This is a genomic window from Borborobacter xinjiangensis, from assembly GCF_047739745.1.
Taxonomy (GTDB): Bacteria; Pseudomonadota; Alphaproteobacteria; order Rhizobiales; family Rhizobiaceae; genus Pseudaminobacter.
This window is the reverse complement of record NZ_JBLLVA010000011.1, coordinates 50194-66643: the sequence shown is the minus strand read 5'-3', so window position 1 is coordinate 66643 and position 16450 is coordinate 50194. Positions and strand designations below refer to the sequence as shown.

Genomic DNA, 16450 nt, shown 5'->3' with positions numbered 1-16450 from the left:
GAAGTATGATTCTCAGCCATTCAAGTGAACTGATTTGACCGACCAGAAGATTCCGGGGGGACCCGGCGCCCCGTCCGACATCGAGCCGATTTCAATCATCGAGGAGATGCAGCGCTCCTATCTCGACTACGCGATGAGCGTCATCGTCAGTCGTGCGCTTCCGGATGTCCGCGACGGTTTGAAGCCGGTTCACCGGCGCATTCTCTACGCCGCGCACGAGAGCGGCTATCACTGGAACCGCAAATATGTGAAGTCGGCGCGTCCGGTCGCCGATGTCATGGGTAAATATCACCCCCATGGCGACGCCTCGATCTACGATGCCCTCGTTCGCATGGCGCAGGACTGGTCGCTGCGCGTGCCGCTGATCGACGGGCAGGGCAATTTCGGCTCCATCGACGGCGATCCCCCGGCGGCGATGCGCTACACCGAGGCACGGCTCAGCCGCGTCGCGCATGAGCTTCTGGAGGATATCGACAAGGAAACGGTCGATTTCCAGGAAACTTACGACGCATCGGGCAAGGAGCCGCGGGTTCTGCCGGCGCGCTTCCCTAACCTGCTGGTCAACGGTTCGGGCGGCATCGCCGTCGGCATGGCCACCAACATCCCGCCGCACAATCTGATGGAGGTCTGCAACGGCGCCATCGCCGTCATCGACAATCCGGCGATCGACCTTCCGGCGCTGATGGAGATCGTGCCGGGGCCGGACTTCCCCACCGGCGGCCTGATCCTTGGCCGCTCCGGCATCTACAGCGCCTATTCTACCGGGCGCGGCTCCGTCGTCATGCGCGGCAAAGTGGTCATAGAGCAGATCCGCAACGACCGCGAGGCGATCGTCATCACCGAGGTTCCCTATCAGGTGAACAAGGCGTCGATGATCGAGAAGATGGCCGAACTGGTGCGCGACAAGCGTATCGAGGGCATTTCCGATATTCGCGACGAGTCGGACCGCCAGGGCTACCGCGTGGTCATCGAGCTGAAGCGCGACGCGGTTGCCGATGTCATCCTCAACCAGCTCTACCGCTTTACGCCGCTGCAGACGTCCTTCGGTTGCAACGTCGTGGCGCTGAACGGCGGCAAGCCGGAAGTGCTGACGCTGATCGATATGCTGAAGGCGTTCGTGGCGTTCCGCGAGGACGTCATCAGCCGGCGGACCAAATATCTGCTGCGCAAAGCGCGTGAGCGCGCCCACGTCCTTGTCGGTTTGGCAATCGCGGTCGCCAATATCGATGAGGTGATCAAGCTCATCCGGCATGCGCCGGACCCGCAGACCGCGCGCGACCAGTTGATGGAGCGGCGTTGGCCGGCCGGCGACGTGGAAGCGCTGATCCTGTTGATCGACGATCCGCGCCATCGCATCAACGACGACGGCACCTATAATCTTTCCGAGGAACAGGCGCGCGCCATCCTCGAACTCAGGCTGCAAAGGCTGACAGCGCTCGGTCGCGACGAGATCGCCGACGAACTGAATACGATCGGCGACGAGATAAAGGACTATCTCGACATATTGTCGTCGCGCGCCCGCATCCAGCAGATCGTCAAGGACGAGCTGGTGGCGGTTCGCGATGAGTTCGGAACGCCGCGCCGCACCGAAATCACCGATGTCGGCTCCGACATGGACGATGAGGACCTGATCCAGCGCGAGGATATGGTCGTGACCGTCAGCCACACCGGCTATATCAAGCGGGTGCCGCTGTCGCTCTACCGGGCGCAGCGCCGCGGCGGCAAGGGCCGCTCGGGCATGTCGACCAAGGACGAGGATTTCGTCACGCGGCTGTTCGTGGCCAACACCCACACGCCGGTGCTGTTCTTCTCCTCGCGCGGTATCGTCTACAAGGAAAAGGTCTGGCGGCTACCGATCGGCAATCCGCAGTCGCGCGGCAAGGCGCTGATCAACCTGCTGCCGCTGGAGCAGGGCGAACGCATCACCACCATCATGCCGCTGCCGGAAGACGAGGCGAGTTGGGCCGAGCTGGATGTGATGTTTGCCACAACGCGCGGCACGGTCAGGCGCAACAAGCTTTCGGATTTCGTTCAGGTCAATCGCAACGGTAAGATTGCCATGAAGCTGGACGAGGAAGGGGACGAGATTCTCGGTGTCGAGACCTGTACCGAGAGTGATGACGTGCTGCTGACCGTCGCCTCCGGCCAGTGCATCCGCTTCCCGGTGGGGGATGTTCGGGTTTTTGCCGGCCGCAATTCGGTCGGCGTGCGCGGCATCTCGCTGGCGGACAGCGATCGCGCCATTTCCATGACCATCCTGCATCATGTCGAGGCAACGCCCGCCGAACGTTCGGCCTATCTCAAGCAGTCCGCCGCCGAGCGCAAGCTGTCGACGGGCGACGAAGATGAGATCGCACTCACCAATGAGGATGTCGGCGAGGAAACGACGCTGGCGCCCGAGCGCTACGATGAACTCAAGGCGCGCGAGCAGTTCGTACTGACGGTGACGGAACTGGGTTACGGCAAGCGCTCGTCGTCCTACGATTTCCGCCTGACCGGGCGCGGCGGCAAGGGCATTCGTGCAACCGACGTGTCGAAGACCGCGGAAATCGGACGGCTCGTCGCGGCTTTTCCGGTCGGCAACGAAGACCAGATCATGCTGGTCTCAGATGGCGGGCAGGTCATTCGCGTGCCGGTTGGCGGCATCCGCATCGCCAGCCGCGCGACCAAGGGCGTCACTATCTTCAACACCGCCGACGGCGAGAAGGTGGTTTCGGTCGAACGCATCTCCGACACGAACGGCGAGGACGAGGAAAGCCTGGACGGCGGGGTGGAGGCGGAGGCCGGAGCCGAATCGGCGGACTGAATATACTTTCGGCGGCGCAATGCGCCGCCGATCGACTTTATGAAGTCATACCGTTCAAGGCAATTTACCGACGCGGGCCGAAGCCGGTCGGGCGCGTTTCCTGGCGCCGATGACGCAGACGCTCGGATTCCTGATGGATGGCAAAAGCGGTCGCAATCATCATTGTAATGGTCATTGCGGCGGCGAGCATATAGATCAACATGGTTCTGTCTCCTGCGCCTATAACGGAGATGTGGCGATTTGGTTTCACCGTTTCCAGAGGCGGATGTACTTTGCGTGACTTGAACTTGTCGTGATCGCGACATTCATCCGGGGTTCATCGCCCGAACCGCGCAGATTGCCTTTGCGCCGCGCGCCCGCTAAAACCTCGCCATGACAGATCGCACCGCCATCTATGCCGGCTCCTTCGACCCGTTGACCAACGGGCATCTCGATGTGCTTAAGGCCGCGCTTGCCGTGGCCGACACGGTTTTCGCGGCAATCGGCGTGCAACCGTCGAAGAAGCCGCTGTTCTCTTTCGAAGAGCGGGTGGAGCTGATCGAAAAATCCGCCGTAGCCGAATTCGGCGCCGACAGCGGGCGCATCAAGGTGGTGGCGTTTGACGGGCTGGTCATCGATGCCGCCAGGCAGCATGGCGCATCGATCATGATCCGGGGCCTGCGCGATGGCACCGACCTCGACTATGAAATGCAGATGGCGGGCATGAACGAGACCATGGCGCCGGAACTGCAGACGGTATTTCTGCCCGCGAGCCCCTCGGTGCGCACCATTACCGCCACCCTTGTTCGCCAGATAGCGTCGATGGGCGGTGATATTCGTCCCTTCGTGCCTGAAGTCGTTGCCGGTGCGCTTGCCGCCAAATTCGCCAAATAGAGGTCCTGAACATGTTCATGCAGTTGATACGGCTTGCTTCGCCGCTTGTGGTCGTCGCCGGAGTGATCGCCACGCCAGTCGTTGCCATGGCGGCCGAGCCGGACGACACGATGGTGATCACGTTGAAGGATGGCGATGTAGCCATCGCGCTGCGTCCCGATCTTGCGCCGAAACATGTCGAGCAGATCAAGACGCTGGTGCGCGAAGGGGCCTATGACAATGTCGCCTTCCACCGCGTCATCGAGGGCTTCATGGCACAAACCGGCGATGTCGAGTTCGGTGACCTGGAGGACGGCTACAGCGCCGAGCGCTCTGGAACCGGCGGTTCGAAACTGCCGGATCTGCCGGCCGAGTTTTCCGATGAAGAGCACTTCGTGCGCGGCACTGTCGGCATGGCGCGGGCGCAAAGCCCGGATTCGGCCAATTCGCAATTCTTCATAATGTTCGCCCCCAATCCGGGTCTTGATGGTCAATATACGATCGTCGGCACCGTCGAGAGTGGAATGGAACTGGTCGACAAGATAAAAAAGGGTGATCCGTCCGCGAATGGGCTTGTCAGCGACCCGGATCGCATGGTCAAGGTGCGCATCGCAGGCGACGGAAACTGACGTCTGACTCCGAAATCGGTTTGATTTCGAAAGATGCGTCCATTTTGGGCTTTGCCGCGTTCTTTACGCGTCCAGCCGGCGCGCGGCGCCGTAACCGAGTTCTAACAAGGAAAATTTGAGATGGCCGAAATCAAGGATCGCGAAAACGCGCTCATCATGGAGACCACCAAGGGCAAGGTCGTCATCGAGCTTCTGCCCGACCTGGCCCCTGGTCATGTCGGCCGCATCAAGGAACTGGCGCGCGAGGGCGCCTATGACGGTGTCGTCTTCCATCGCGTCATCGATGGCTTCATGGCCCAGACCGGCGACGTGAAGTTCGGCAAGTCCGACGGACCGAACTTCAATCCGTCGCGCGCGGGTATGGGCGGTTCCGACAAGCCGGATCTCAAGGCTGAGTTCTCCAACGTCAACCATTCGCGCGGCACCTGCTCGATGGCGCGCGCGCAGAACCCGAATTCGGCGAACTCGCAGTTCTTCATCTGCTTCGAGGACGCCTCGTTCCTCAACCGCCAGTACACGGTCTGGGGCCAGGTGATCGAAGGCATGGAAAACGTCGACAAGATCAAGCGTGGCGAGCCGGTTCAGGATCCCGACAAGATCGTGTCCCTGAAGGTCGCGGCCGACGTCGCGGCATAGACGCAAAGCGACCGTCATGGCGGGGCTATTCTGGCCGTTGCTCGGCGTGCTGGCCGGTGCCTTCATAGCCGTGCAGGCGCCGATCAATACGGAATTGGCGCGAGGGCTCGGCTCGACGCTCGCCGCGGCGGCGATTTCCTTCGTCGCCGGCGGGCTTGCCCTGGCGCTCTTGACGTTCGTTCTGACCCGGGCCGAGGGCGCTGTGATTGACTGGCGAGCGCCTGCGCCATGGCTGTTCTTTGCCGGCGGCCTTCTTGGCGCGCTCTACGTCACCAGCACCATCATCCTCATCCCCAAGGTCGGTGCGGCCGCGCTCATGGCGTTCCTTGTCACCGGGCAATTGATCGCCGGTATGGTTGTCGACAGGATAGGCTTTCTGGGCGTTGCGGTGCGTGAGATTTCCGCCGGGCGGATTGCCGGGGCACTGCTCCTGCTGGTCGGCGCGGTGATGGTGCGCTACTTGTAGGATCGCGTCCCGATGCGTGTCGACCTTTTCGATTTCGATCTGCCCGAGGAGCGGATTGCGCTGAGGCCCGCCGAACCGCGCGACGCCGCGCGACTTATGGTGGTGAAGCCCGGCAAGGCGGTCGAAGACAGGCAGGTTTGCGACCTGCCGTCGCTGCTCTCGCCCGGCGATGTCGTGGTCTTCAACGACACCAGGGTCATCCCGGCTCAATTGAAGGGCACGCGGCGGCGCGGCGAGGCCGCGGCTGAAGTCGAGGCGACGCTGCATATGCGCGCCGGCCCAGACCGGTGGCTCGCCTTCATGCGGCCGGGCAAACGCATCGCCGCTGGCGATCGCATCCATTTCGGCCATGAGGGAAACTCCTGTTTCCTAGGTACGCTTGAAGCGACCGTTGTCGAAAAAGGCGAGGGCGGCGAGGTGCTGCTTGCCTTTGACGTTTCCGGCCCCTTCCTGGACGAGGCGATCCGGGCTGTCGGCCACGTTCCTTTGCCCCCCTATATCGCCTCCAAGCGGCCCGATGATGCGCGCGACCGCGCGGACTATCAGACGATCTTCGCTCGCGAGGACGGCGCGGTGGCCGCACCCACCGCCGGCTTGCATTTTACGCCGCAACTGCTTGCCGCGCTCGACGCGAGAGGCATCGAACGCCACTTCGTGACGCTCCACGTCGGCGCTGGCACCTTCCTGCCGGTCAAGGCGGACGACACTGACGAACACAAGATGCATGCCGAGATCGGCTATGTTTCGGAAGCCACGGCAAGCGCGATCAATACTGCCCGTGCCGAAGGCCGTCGCGTCGTCTCCATCGGCACCACTTCGCTCAGGCTGCTGGAAAGTGCCGCCGGTGAGGACGGTCAGCTCAAGGCGTGGTCGGGGCCGACCGATATTTTCATCACGCCCGGCTATCGCTTCAAGATCGTCGACATTCTCATGACCAATTTCCACCTGCCGCGCTCCACCCTGTTCATGCTGGTGTCCGCCTTTTCGGGACTTGAGACCATGCGCGATGCCTACGCCCACGCGATTGAGACCGGGTACAGATTCTATTCCTATGGCGATGGCAGCCTGTTGTTTCGAGCCGATACATGAGCACTTCATTTTCTTTCAGACTCATAGCCACCGATGGAGAGGCGCGGCGCGGTGAGATCACCATGCCGCGCGGCACCGTCCGCACGCCGGCCTTTATGCCGGTCGGCACCGGCGGCACGGTCAAGGCGATGTATATGGACCAGGTGCGCGGCGTCGGCGCCGACATCATCCTCGGCAACACCTACCATCTGATGCTGCGGCCTGGCGCGGAGCGCGTGGCGCGCCTTGGCGGCCTGCACGAATTCGCGCGCTGGCCGCATCCGATCCTGACCGATTCCGGCGGCTTCCAGGTCATGTCGCTGTCCAAGTTGCGCAAGCTCACCGAAAAGGGCGTGACCTTCCGCTCCCATATCGACGGCGTTCCTTATGAGATGACGCCGGAGCGCTCGATCGAAATCCAGGGCCTGCTCGATTCTGACATCCAGATGCAGCTCGACGAATGCATCGCGCTGCCGGCGAAGGAAGATGAGATCGAACGGGCGATGGAACTGTCGCTGCGCTGGGCGGAACGCTGCAAGGCGGCTTTCGGTATTCAGGACGGCAAAGCGATGTTCGGCATTGTCCAGGGCGGCGACATCGCGCGGTTGCGCGAGCGTTCGGCGCAGGTTCTGGCTGGGCTTGATCTCAAGGGCTATGCGGTGGGCGGGTTGGCCGTCGGCGAGCCACAGGCGGTGATGCTGGAAATGCTCGACGTGACCTGCCCGCAATTGCCAGCAGACAGGCCGCGTTATCTGATGGGCGTCGGCACCCCGGACGATATCCTCAAATCCGTCGCGCATGGCATAGACATGTTCGACTGCGTCATGCCGACCCGGGCTGGACGCCACGGGCTCGCCTATACGCGGCGCGGCAAGGTCAATCTTCGCAATGCGCGCCATGCGGAGGACCATCGTCCGTTGGACGAGGAGAGCGACTGCCCGGCGACCCGGGACTATTCGCGCGCCTATCTGCATCACCTCGTCAAGTCGCAGGAGGCGCTGGGCGCCATGCTTCTTACCTGGAACAATGTTGCCTACTACCAGCGCCTGATGGCCGACATCCGCGAGGCGATCGAGACCCAGGCCTTCAACGAGCGGGCTGCTGCCATCACCGAGGGCTGGGCGAGGGGTGATATTTCGGCCCTGTAATTCAGTTCCAGCGCAATGACGGCGACCGACGGGGCAGATATGCTTGCATTTGCGGGCAGGCGCTTTTGAATGTTCCGCAGGACAGGAGGAACAGCTTGCAGTTCACATATCTGTCGACCAGTAATTCCGGAATCATGCGGAAAAGCGGAACTCCATGACCTATTGTGTCGGCTTGAAAATCGATCGTGGACTCGTGTTCATGTCGGACACCCGCACCAATGCGGGAATGGACAGCATCTCGACCTTCCGCAAAATGCATGTCTGGGAGGTGCCGGGCGAGCGGGTCCTCGTGCTGATGACGGCTGGCAACCTTGCCACGACGCAGGCTGTGGTGAGCCTGCTCGAACAGCGCAGCAAGGCTGCATCGGAGCGAACCTCGACATTGCTCGAAACGCCGTCCATGTATCAGTCGGCGCGGCTGATCGGCGACACGGTCAAGGAGGTGATTGCCAGTTCCGCGCCGGCCGGTCAGGGCGCCGATTCCTATTTCAATGCCTCTTTCATTCTCGGTGGCCAGATCAAAGGTGGCGAGCCACGCCTGTTCATGATCTATCCGGAAGGCAATTTCATCGAATCGACGGAAGACACGCCATTTTTCCAGATTGGCGAAACGAAATACGGCAAGCCCATTATCGTGCGCGCCTATGAGCGCTCCATGAGCTTCGCGGAAATGGTCAAGCTGCTGATCGTCTCGTTCGATTCGACCCTGCGTTCCAACCTGTCGGTGGGCCTGCCGCTGGACATGGTGCTTTACGAGGCGGACACCTGCAAAGTGGCGCTGCAAAAGCGGATCGGCCTCGACGATCCCTATTACCGAACCGTATCCGATGGCTGGTCGAATGCGCTGAAGCAGGCGTTTCGCAGCCTGCCGGATTTTCCCGACTGATCATCGCGACTTTCCCGGACGTGAAATGAAGGTCTGGGCTTTTCCCGTGCTTTCGGTTGTGATTAAACTAACAAAAAACGAAAACAGCGAGGATGGACGATGTTTCTGCCCGCACGGCATTCCGAGATCGTCCAGATGGCCAAGGACAACGGCCGGGTGCTGGTCGAGGACCTTGCCGCATATTTCAACGTAACACCCCAGACGATCCGCAAGGACCTCAACGATCTGTGCGAGCAGCGTCTGCTCAGCCGCATACATGGTGGGGCGCTGTTCCCGTCCGGCATTGAAAACATGGAGTATGAGGAGCGGCGCAAGATCGCTTCCGATGAGAAAGAGGCGATTGGCCGGGCGGCGGCCCGCCTCATTCCCGACAAGGCCTCGCTGTTCATCAATATCGGCACGACCACCGAGGCGGTCAGCAAGGCGCTGCTGGATCATGTCGGGCTGATGGTCATCACCAACAATATCAACGTTGCCAACAGGATGCGGGTCTATCCTGAGATTGAGGTGGTGATCGCCGGAGGCATCGTACGTGGCTCGGATGGCGGCGTGGTCGGCGAGGCGGCCGTGGACTTCATCAAGCAATTCAAGGTCGACTACGCGGTGATCGGTGCCTCGGCGATCGACCACGACGGGGCGCTTCTCGACTTCGATTTTCGCGAGGTGAAGGTGGCGCAGGCGATCATCGCCAATGCGCGGCATGTCATCCTGGTTTCCGATGCCACAAAGTTCGAACGAACCGCGCCGGTGCGGATTGGACATTTGTCGCAGGTCGACACCTTTATCACCGATCATTGCGATATCGAATCGATCCGAGCTATCTGCCGTGACTCCGAGGTCGAATTGGTTGAAACATCCCGCTAACGATGTCTCCATCCGCAGCGCTACGCCACGCTTATGTCATTCGATTTGCATTCGGTTCTGTTTCGAAATAATTCTATCGAGGTGTGAATAGGCCGGGTCATGATGCGCTCCTGGCTTGGAGGCGATCTGAATAGGCGGGGAGGGAGCATGACCGGCTTTATTCTGGCAATCGACCAGGGAACCACATCGAGCCGTGCGATCGTGTTCGATCGAACCATGAAGGCTGTTGGCTCCGGCCAACAGGAGTTCGCCCAACATTTTCCGGCTTCCGGGTGGGTGGAGCACGATCCCGAGGACATCTGGCAGACGGTGCTGTCCACCTGCCGGACGGCGCTGGAGAAGGCCGGGCGCGCAGCCTCGGACATTTCTGCGATAGGCATCACCAATCAGCGTGAGACCGTCGTCATCTGGGACAAAGCGACGGGCGAGCCGATCCACAATGCCATCGTCTGGCAGGACCGGCGCACCGCGAAGCTCTGTGACAAGCTGAAAAAACAGGGACTTGAGGAACTTTTCGCAAGCAAGACCGGACTGCTGCTCGACCCGTATTTCTCAGGCACCAAGATCGCCTGGCTGCTCGATACAGTGAAAGGTGCGCGTCAGCGCGCGGAAAAGGGCGAACTGCTTGCCGGCACCATCGACAGCTTCCTTATCTGGCGGCTGACTGGCGGAAAGGTTCATGCCACCGATGCGACGAACGCCTCACGCACGCTGATCTACAACATCCGTTCCAATGAATGGGATGCAGAACTGTTGAAGATCCTGCGTATTCCTTTCGCCATGCTGCCGCAGGTAAAGGATTGCGCCGCCGATTTCGGCGTCACCGACAAAAGCCTGTTTGGTGCCGAAATTCCGATCATGGGCGTTGCCGGTGATCAGCAGGCGGCGACTATCGGTCAAGCCTGCTTCGAGCCCGGCATGATGAAAGCCACCTATGGCACTGGTTGCTTTGCGCTTTTGAATACCGGCAGCGACATGGTACGTTCCCGCAACCGGCTGCTGACGACGATCGCTTACCGGCTGGACGGCCGCACCACCTATGCGCTGGAAGGCTCGATATTCGTTGCGGGTGCCGCCGTGCAGTGGCTGCGCGACGGCATCGGGATCATAGCCCGATCGGACCACAGCGGGGTGCTGGCCGCCACGGCCGACGAAACCCAGAACGTCTATCTTGTGCCGGCCTTTGTCGGCCTCGGCGCGCCGCACTGGGACGTTGAAGCACGCGGCGCCATGTTCGGCCTGACGCGCAACACCGGACCGGCGGAGATTGCGCGCGCCGCGCTGGAATCCGTGGCATTCCAGACGCGTGACCTGCTCGACGCCATGAAACTGGATTGGAAGGGCCGGCCGGACAAGACGGTGCTTCGGGTCGATGGCGGCATGGTCGCATCCGACTGGACCATGCAGCGGTTGGCCGACATTCTCGACGCGCCGGTCGACCGACCGACGATACTGGAAACAACCGTTTTGGGTGCGGCATGGCTTGCTGGCTCACGCGCGGGAGTGTGGCCGCAAGCGGACGCGTTCGCAAAAACCTGGGCGTTGGAGCGGCGTTTCGAGCCCGAAATGGAGGAGCTCGCGCGTTCCATGAAGCTGAAAGGCTGGCGCGACGCCGTGCGCCGAACCCTTTCCGGCAATTGAAACGAAAACCCGCGCCGGAGGGCGCGGGTTTCAACTCAACGATCTGCCAATATCAGCTATACGGCGAATAGCACTGACGCCGTGGGCCGTTGTAGGGCTGATATGTGTTATCGTAAGCGCGATAAGAGCGGTAACGGTTGTAGCACCACTGCACATGCGCATCACCGCCGCGATAGACCCGTCGCACTGGCTGGTTCAAGGCTCCACCGATGATCGCGCCGGTAATGAACGCAGCGGCCGGGAACCAGAAACCGTCGTGACGGCGGTATCCTGGCCTATAGTAGCGATAGCCTCTGTGGCCACGCCAATAGCGATAGTCGTTATCTCGCCAATGTGAATCTCGCCAATGTGACCGACGCCAATCCGATCTTCGCCAGTCCGAGCGCGGCCAATCCGAGCGACGCCAATCCGAGCGACGCCAGTCCGATCGTCGCCAATCCGATCCCCGCCAGTCCGAGCGGGCACGCCAACCCGGGCGATCAACCCAATCGCGCCGCAGACTATTCATTCTGCGCCAGCGCCATTTATCGGTGCTTGACTCCACCTGGATTACGTCGCTGGTGGTGGCTGGACTTTGCACTTTGGGAACGAACACCGGCGCGGCCTGTACGCTGGCGATAGGCGCGACTGCAAAGGATATGGCCAGTATGCCTGACACAAGTTTCTTCATGGGTGATCTCCTCATGGAGCGTTCCATCTTTTGGAAGAAAACGGGTGAGGGCCGAGATTGTTCCGCCTCGCCTAAGGGGCGTTCTGGCCGCAGCATTCCTTGGGCTGGCCAAATCGGCAGGAATGAGGCTGCTGCGGAGCAACGGCGTTTGGGCGCACTTTTCCGGTTGACCGGCCCGAACACTCTTTCTATGTTCCGCGCCAATTTCGGGGTGTTCGCGCATCCGTGAAATGCACCCGTTGCAGGCGTTTCGGCAGCCTACTCTTGAGATCGATGCATAATGAGGTTCGGAGGGCATCTTCAGGCCCCGGAAAATCATAGCATCATCCAGCGCGACGGGTGGTTGGTGAAGGGCTGGTAGCTCAGATGGTAGAGCACGGAACTTTTAATTCTGGGGTCATGGGTTCGAGTCCCATCCAGCCCACCAGCTAGCGGCATTTGCATCCCTAAGCCACGCAAATTCCTCTCCAAACTGCAGGCGACGATCTGCCACGCTCTCGTGATTGGAGCAAATTCGGCCGCACGGCTATATGCATCCGATTGAAGCAGGTGAAAGATCGATGACGTTTGATGTCGGTTATGTCAGTGCGGTCGGGGCGGGAGCGCTTTCGTTTCTCTCGCCTTGCGTATTGCCGCTGGTGCCGCCCTATCTCTGCTATATGGCCGGAGTGTCCGTCGAGGACTTTCGAGACGGAACGACGCGCGCGGCAAAAGTCGGCACACGCAATGTGCTGCTTTTGACGTCACTTGCCTTCGTGCTCGGCTTCTCGACCGTTTTCGTGGCGCTGGGAGCCGGCGCCTCGACGATCGGCCGCCTGCTGCGCGTGTGGCAGGAGCCGCTTGCCATGGCGGCGGGGGTGCTGATCATCCTGATGGGCCTCAATTTCCTTGGCATACTCAAGATCCCGTTGCTGGCGCGCGAGGCGCGTTTTCAGTCACAGGGCAAGCCGGCAAGCGCCGTCGCGGCCTATGTGATGGGCCTGGCGTTCGCCTTCGGCTGGACGCCCTGCATAGGACCGGTGCTCGGTCCTATTCTGACGCTCGCCGGCGGCCGCGAAACGGTGGGTGAGGGGGCTGCCCTTCTTGCCGCCTATTCGCTCGGCCTCGGTGTGCCGTTCATGCTGGCGGCGCTGTTTTCCAATGCTTTCATGGGCTTCCTCGGCCGGTTTCGCGTACATCTCGGCCGTGTCGAGAAGGTCATCGGCGGCCTTTTGGTGCTTGCCGGCGTGTTTTTCCTCACCGGTGGCATCCAAAGCGCCTCCTACTGGCTGCTCGAGACGTTTCCAGCGCTCGGACAGTTGGGGTGATGGCGGTCTCAGTTCCAATTTCCGCCGCATTGGAGCCGGCCAATGCGGATGATAGAACTGCAACGATTCTTCAGAGCCGTTTCCGGGACCCATCATGACCGAACGATCCTGCCTCTCCATCGTCCTTGCCGCGGGTGAGGGCACGCGCATGAAAAGCGCGACGCCCAAAGTCCTGCACCAGGTCGCCGGCTTGCCGATGGTCGCCCACGTGGTCAAGGCAGCGCAGGGCGCCGGCGGCGGCGACCTTGCCCTTGTGATCGGCTTCGGCGCCGACGCTCTGCGTGCCGCCGCTCAATCATTCGCGCCGAAGGCCGACATTTTCGTCCAGGAACAACGGCTTGGCACCGCCCACGCAGTTCTTTCGGCGCGCGAGGCGATCGCCCGCGGCTATGACGACATATTGGTGATGTTCGGCGATACGCCTCTGGTCGAAGCGGACGCGTTATCCGCCGCTCGGGAAGGACTGGCGCAGGGCGCGGGAGTCGTCGTCATGGGCTTTCGCACCGAGAACCCGTCCGGCTATGGCCGGCTGATCGAAAAGGATGGCGCACTGGCAGCGATCCGCGAGGACAAGGATTGCTCGGAGGCCGAAAAGCGAATCACGCTCTGCAACAGCGGCTTGATGGCCATTTCGGGAAAGCACGCGCTGGCGCTGCTCGATCAGGTGGGTAACGATAACGCCAAGGGCGAGTACTATCTGACGGATATTGTCGCTCTGGCGCGCAAGGCCGGGCTCAAGGTGGTGGCGACCGAGGCAAGCTTCGAAAATGCGCTTGGCATCAACAACCGAGCGGAACTGGCGGCGGCTGAAGCGATCTGGCAGGCAAGAACGCGTCGCGCCATGATGCTGTCAGGCGTGACGCTGATTGCCCCGGAGACCGTGTTCTTCTCGCATGACACCGAGATCGCACCCGAGACGATCATCGAACCGAATGTCTATTTCGGCCCGGGCGTGAAGATCGAAGCCGGTGCGAAAATCCATGCATTTTGTCATCTGGAAGGGGCGACGATCGGCCCTAAGGCCGATGTCGGGCCGTTCGCGCGATTGCGGCCGGGAGCGGATCTGCGGGAAAAGGCCAAGGTCGGCAATTTCTGCGAAGTGAAGAAGGCGACCGTCGAGGAAGGCGCCAAGGTCAATCACCTGACCTATATCGGGGATGCGCGGGTGGGCGCGGGCGCCAATATCGGCGCGGGCACCATCACCTGCAATTATGACGGATATTCCAAATTCTTCACCGATATCGGGGCGGGCGCCTTCATCGGCTCGAACTCGTCACTGGTGGCGCCGATTTCCATCGGCGAGCGCGCCTATGTGGCCTCCGGCAGCGTGATCACGGAAAATGTTCCCGACGACTCGCTGGCTTTCGGCCGGGCACGACAGAAAACCTTGCCCGAGAGGGCCCGGCAGTTGCGCGAGATGCGGGCGAGCGCGGCGAAGAAATAGGTCATTCAAGGGTGCGAGTCGTTGTCTTGGGCACCCTTTTTGCTGATACCAACCGATACGGAAAGTGACTTTCTCCTGACCGTGGCACGAACTAGATAGCCGCGGGAAAGGCTTGCGGGAAAAGGGGCTGAATAAATCATGTGTGGAATTGTAGCGATTGTTGGCCGCAAGCCGGTGGCCCCTTTGATCGTCGACGCGCTGAAGCGGCTTGAATATCGTGGCTATGATTCGGCCGGTGTCGCCACCGTCGAGCATGGGGAACTGGCGCGGCGGCGCGCCGAGGGCAAGCTCGTCAATCTGGAAAACCGCCTGAAAGCCGAGCCGCTGGAAGGCAATATCGGTATCGGCCATACGCGCTGGGCAACGCACGGCGTACCCAACGAGACCAACGCCCATCCGCATTTTTCCGGCGGTGTTGCCGTCGTGCACAACGGCATCATCGAGAATTTTGCCGAATTGCGCAGCGAACTCGCGGCCGACGGCTATGAATTCTCCTCCCAGACCGACACCGAGGTGGTGGCGCATCTCGTGTCGCGGGAAATCGCGCGGGGCGCGGATGCGGTGAAAGCCGCGCATTCGACGCTGAAGCGGCTTGAAGGGGCGTTTGCTTTGGCCATCATGTTCAAGGGCGACGACAACCTGATCGTCGGCGCGCGCAACGGCCCGCCGCTGGCGGTCGGCCATGGCGAAGGCGAAATGTTCCTTGGCTCGGACGCGATCGCGCTTGCCCCCTTCACCAACTCCGTCACCTACCTCGAAGACGGTGACTGGGCCGTGGTGCGCCGCGACCAGATGAGCATCTTCGACATCGACGGCAATCCCGTCGAGCGCAAGCAGCAGCAGTCGCTCGGCACCAGCTTCATGGTCGACAAGGGCAATCACCGCCATTTCATGGAAAAGGAAATCCATGAACAGCCGGAGGTGATCTCGCACACGCTGGCGCACTATCTGGATTTCGCCGGCGGCGTGTCGAAGCCGCTCGACCTGCCGTTCGATTTCGCGAAGATCGATCGGCTGGCGCTTTCAGCCTGCGGCACGGCCTATCTCAGCGGGCTCGTCGGCAAATACTGGTTCGAGCGCATTGCGCGCCTGCCGGTGGATATCGATATCGCATCCGAATTCCGCTACCGCGAAATGCCGATCGTCAAGAACAGCGCCGCCTTCTTCGTGTCGCAGTCGGGCGAAACCGCCGATACGCTCGCTTCGTTGCGCTATTGCCGCAAGGAAGGCGTGCCGATCGGGGCGATCGTCAATGTGCGCGAATCGACCATCGCGCGCGAATCCGACGTGGTGCTGCCGACATTGGCCGGCCCGGAAATCGGCGTCGCCTCCACCAAAGCCTTCACCTGCCAATTGTCGGTTCTGGCGGCGCTTGCGGTGCGAGCGGGTGCTGCGCGCGGCACCATTTCGCCGGAACAGGAAAGAGCTTTCGTGCGCGATCTGGCGGAAGCGCCGCGACTCGCAAATCAGGTGCTGAAGCTCGACCGGCAGATCGAAGTGCTGGCGCGCGAGCTCTCCCACTATCGTCATGTGCTCTATCTCGGGCGCGATACGAACTTCCCGCTGGCAATGGAAGGCGCGCTGAAGCTCAAGGAAATCTCCTATATCCACGCCGAAGGCTATGCGGCGGGAGAGTTGAAGCATGGGCCGATCGCGCTGATCGACAAGGACATGCCGGTGATCGTCATCGCGCCGCATGACCGGATTTTCGAGAAGACGGTGTCCAACATGCAGGAAGTGGCGGCGCGCGGCGGCAAGATCATCCTGATCACCGACGCCAAGGGCGCTGCGCAGGCAAGCGTCGATACCATGGAAACGATCATCCTGCCGGACATGCCGGAGATCATCACGCCGATCGTCTACGCTTTGCCGATCCAGATGCTTGCCTATTTCACCGCCGTATTCATGGGCACGGACGTCGACCAGCCGCGCAATCTCGCCAAGTCGGTAACTGTCGAGTGATCCTGTACGGCGACGAGGCGCGTCGTATTTGATTGTCCGCATGCCGAATTGCTGCTCTACATAGGGTAGTG

15 protein-coding genes and 1 tRNA gene are annotated in these 16450 nt (G+C 61.3%); 14 read left to right on the top strand and 2 right to left on the bottom strand.

Annotated features, from left to right (window positions below):
• Nucleotides 1-34: 34 nt before the first annotated feature.
• Nucleotides 35-2806: a DNA gyrase subunit A gene (gene gyrA / locus ACLKMW_RS13600; protein WP_415724999.1), complete on the top strand. Its 2772-nt coding sequence runs from the start codon at nt 35-37 to the stop codon at nt 2804-2806.
• Between the two features lie 64 nt (nt 2807-2870).
• On the opposite strand, the gene ACLKMW_RS13595 is transcribed toward gyrA, so the two are convergent.
• Nucleotides 2871-3008, bottom strand: coding sequence for a hypothetical protein (locus ACLKMW_RS13595; protein ID WP_415724998.1), 138 nt, complete (start codon nt 3006-3008; stop codon nt 2871-2873).
• Nucleotides 3009-3178: 170 nt separating this feature from the next.
• Between ACLKMW_RS13595 and coaD the strand changes: the two genes are divergently transcribed.
• The 9 genes from coaD (at nt 3179) to glpK (ending at nt 10996) form a co-directional block, all read left to right on the top strand.
• The gene (gene coaD, locus ACLKMW_RS13590; RefSeq protein WP_415724997.1) at nt 3179-3679 is read left to right on the top strand and encodes a pantetheine-phosphate adenylyltransferase; all 501 of its coding nucleotides are present in this window, start codon (nt 3179-3181) and stop codon (nt 3677-3679) included.
• Between the two features lie 17 nt (nt 3680-3696).
• Nucleotides 3697-4287 (top strand): peptidylprolyl isomerase, encoded by a 591-nt coding sequence (locus ACLKMW_RS13585; protein WP_415725083.1) that lies wholly within the window; start codon nt 3697-3699, stop codon nt 4285-4287.
• A 120-nt stretch (nt 4288-4407) separates the two neighbouring features.
• The gene (locus tag ACLKMW_RS13580; protein WP_415724996.1) at nt 4408-4923 is read left to right on the top strand and encodes a peptidylprolyl isomerase; all 516 of its coding nucleotides are present in this window, start codon (nt 4408-4410) and stop codon (nt 4921-4923) included.
• A 16-nt stretch (nt 4924-4939) separates the two neighbouring features.
• A complete protein-coding gene (locus tag ACLKMW_RS13575; protein WP_415724995.1) occupies nt 4940-5389 on the top strand; it encodes a DMT family transporter in 450 nt (149 codons plus the stop codon).
• A gap of 12 nt (nt 5390-5401) precedes the next feature.
• Nucleotides 5402-6478, top strand: a complete 1077-nt coding sequence (queA, locus tag ACLKMW_RS13570; protein ID WP_415724994.1) for a tRNA preQ1(34) S-adenosylmethionine ribosyltransferase-isomerase QueA — start codon at nt 5402-5404, stop codon at nt 6476-6478.
• Nucleotides 6475-7605 (top strand): tRNA guanosine(34) transglycosylase Tgt, encoded by a 1131-nt coding sequence (gene tgt / locus ACLKMW_RS13565; protein ID WP_415724993.1) that lies wholly within the window; start codon nt 6475-6477, stop codon nt 7603-7605. The genes queA and tgt overlap by 4 nt, the downstream gene beginning before the upstream one ends.
• Nucleotides 7606-7759: 154 nt before the next feature.
• Complete coding sequence (locus tag ACLKMW_RS13560) at nt 7760-8491, top strand: peptidase (RefSeq protein ID WP_415724992.1); 732 nt, start codon at nt 7760-7762, stop codon at nt 8489-8491.
• A gap of 99 nt (nt 8492-8590) precedes the next feature.
• Nucleotides 8591-9355, top strand: a complete 765-nt coding sequence (locus tag ACLKMW_RS13555; RefSeq protein ID WP_415724991.1) for a DeoR/GlpR family DNA-binding transcription regulator — start codon at nt 8591-8593, stop codon at nt 9353-9355.
• A 147-nt stretch (nt 9356-9502) separates the two neighbouring features.
• The gene (glpK, locus tag ACLKMW_RS13550; RefSeq protein ID WP_415724990.1) at nt 9503-10996 is read left to right on the top strand and encodes a glycerol kinase GlpK; all 1494 of its coding nucleotides are present in this window, start codon (nt 9503-9505) and stop codon (nt 10994-10996) included.
• Between the two features lie 52 nt (nt 10997-11048).
• Here glpK and ACLKMW_RS13545 read toward each other — a convergent pair whose 3' ends face one another.
• The gene (locus tag ACLKMW_RS13545) at nt 11049-11666 is read right to left on the bottom strand and encodes a BA14K family protein (protein WP_415724989.1); all 618 of its coding nucleotides are present in this window, start codon (nt 11664-11666) and stop codon (nt 11049-11051) included.
• 351 nt (nt 11667-12017) lie between these two features.
• Here ACLKMW_RS13545 and ACLKMW_RS13540 point away from each other — a divergent pair.
• From ACLKMW_RS13540 to glmS, 4 genes are all read left to right on the top strand, one after another.
• A tRNA-Lys gene (locus ACLKMW_RS13540) sits at nt 12018-12093 on the top strand.
• A gap of 133 nt (nt 12094-12226) precedes the next feature.
• A complete protein-coding gene (locus ACLKMW_RS13535) occupies nt 12227-12973 on the top strand; it encodes a cytochrome c biogenesis CcdA family protein (protein ID WP_415724988.1) in 747 nt (248 codons plus the stop codon).
• 94 nt (nt 12974-13067) lie between these two features.
• Entirely contained in the window at nt 13068-14417 is a 1350-nt protein-coding gene (glmU, locus tag ACLKMW_RS13530) for a bifunctional UDP-N-acetylglucosamine diphosphorylase/glucosamine-1-phosphate N-acetyltransferase GlmU (RefSeq protein ID WP_415724987.1), read from the top strand.
• A gap of 138 nt (nt 14418-14555) precedes the next feature.
• On the top strand, nt 14556-16379 hold the full coding sequence (gene glmS, locus ACLKMW_RS13525) for a glutamine--fructose-6-phosphate transaminase (isomerizing) (protein WP_415724986.1): 1824 nt from the start codon (nt 14556-14558) through the stop codon (nt 16377-16379).
• The last annotated feature ends 71 nt before the right edge of the window (nt 16380-16450 follow it).

Coding starts and splice junctions, on each gene's coding strand:
- ACLKMW_RS13595 (WP_415724998.1), bottom strand. CDS start 3,008: ATGTTGATCTATATGCTCGCCGCCGCAATGACCATTACAATGATGATT.
- coaD (WP_415724997.1), top strand. CDS start 3,179: ATGACAGATCGCACCGCCATCTATGCCGGCTCCTTCGACCCGTTGACC.
- ACLKMW_RS13585 (WP_415725083.1), top strand. CDS start 3,697: ATGCAGTTGATACGGCTTGCTTCGCCGCTTGTGGTCGTCGCCGGAGTG.
- ACLKMW_RS13580 (WP_415724996.1), top strand. CDS start 4,408: ATGGCCGAAATCAAGGATCGCGAAAACGCGCTCATCATGGAGACCACC.
- ACLKMW_RS13575 (WP_415724995.1), top strand. CDS start 4,940: ATGGCGGGGCTATTCTGGCCGTTGCTCGGCGTGCTGGCCGGTGCCTTC.
- queA (WP_415724994.1), top strand. CDS start 5,402: ATGCGTGTCGACCTTTTCGATTTCGATCTGCCCGAGGAGCGGATTGCG.
- tgt (WP_415724993.1), top strand. CDS start 6,475: ATGAGCACTTCATTTTCTTTCAGACTCATAGCCACCGATGGAGAGGCG.
- ACLKMW_RS13560 (WP_415724992.1), top strand. CDS start 7,760: ATGACCTATTGTGTCGGCTTGAAAATCGATCGTGGACTCGTGTTCATG.
- ACLKMW_RS13555 (WP_415724991.1), top strand. CDS start 8,591: ATGTTTCTGCCCGCACGGCATTCCGAGATCGTCCAGATGGCCAAGGAC.
- glpK (WP_415724990.1), top strand. CDS start 9,503: ATGACCGGCTTTATTCTGGCAATCGACCAGGGAACCACATCGAGCCGT.
- ACLKMW_RS13545 (WP_415724989.1), bottom strand. CDS start 11,666: ATGAAGAAACTTGTGTCAGGCATACTGGCCATATCCTTTGCAGTCGCG.
- ACLKMW_RS13535 (WP_415724988.1), top strand. CDS start 12,227: ATGACGTTTGATGTCGGTTATGTCAGTGCGGTCGGGGCGGGAGCGCTT.
- glmU (WP_415724987.1), top strand. CDS start 13,068: ATGACCGAACGATCCTGCCTCTCCATCGTCCTTGCCGCGGGTGAGGGC.
- glmS (WP_415724986.1), top strand. CDS start 14,556: ATGTGTGGAATTGTAGCGATTGTTGGCCGCAAGCCGGTGGCCCCTTTG.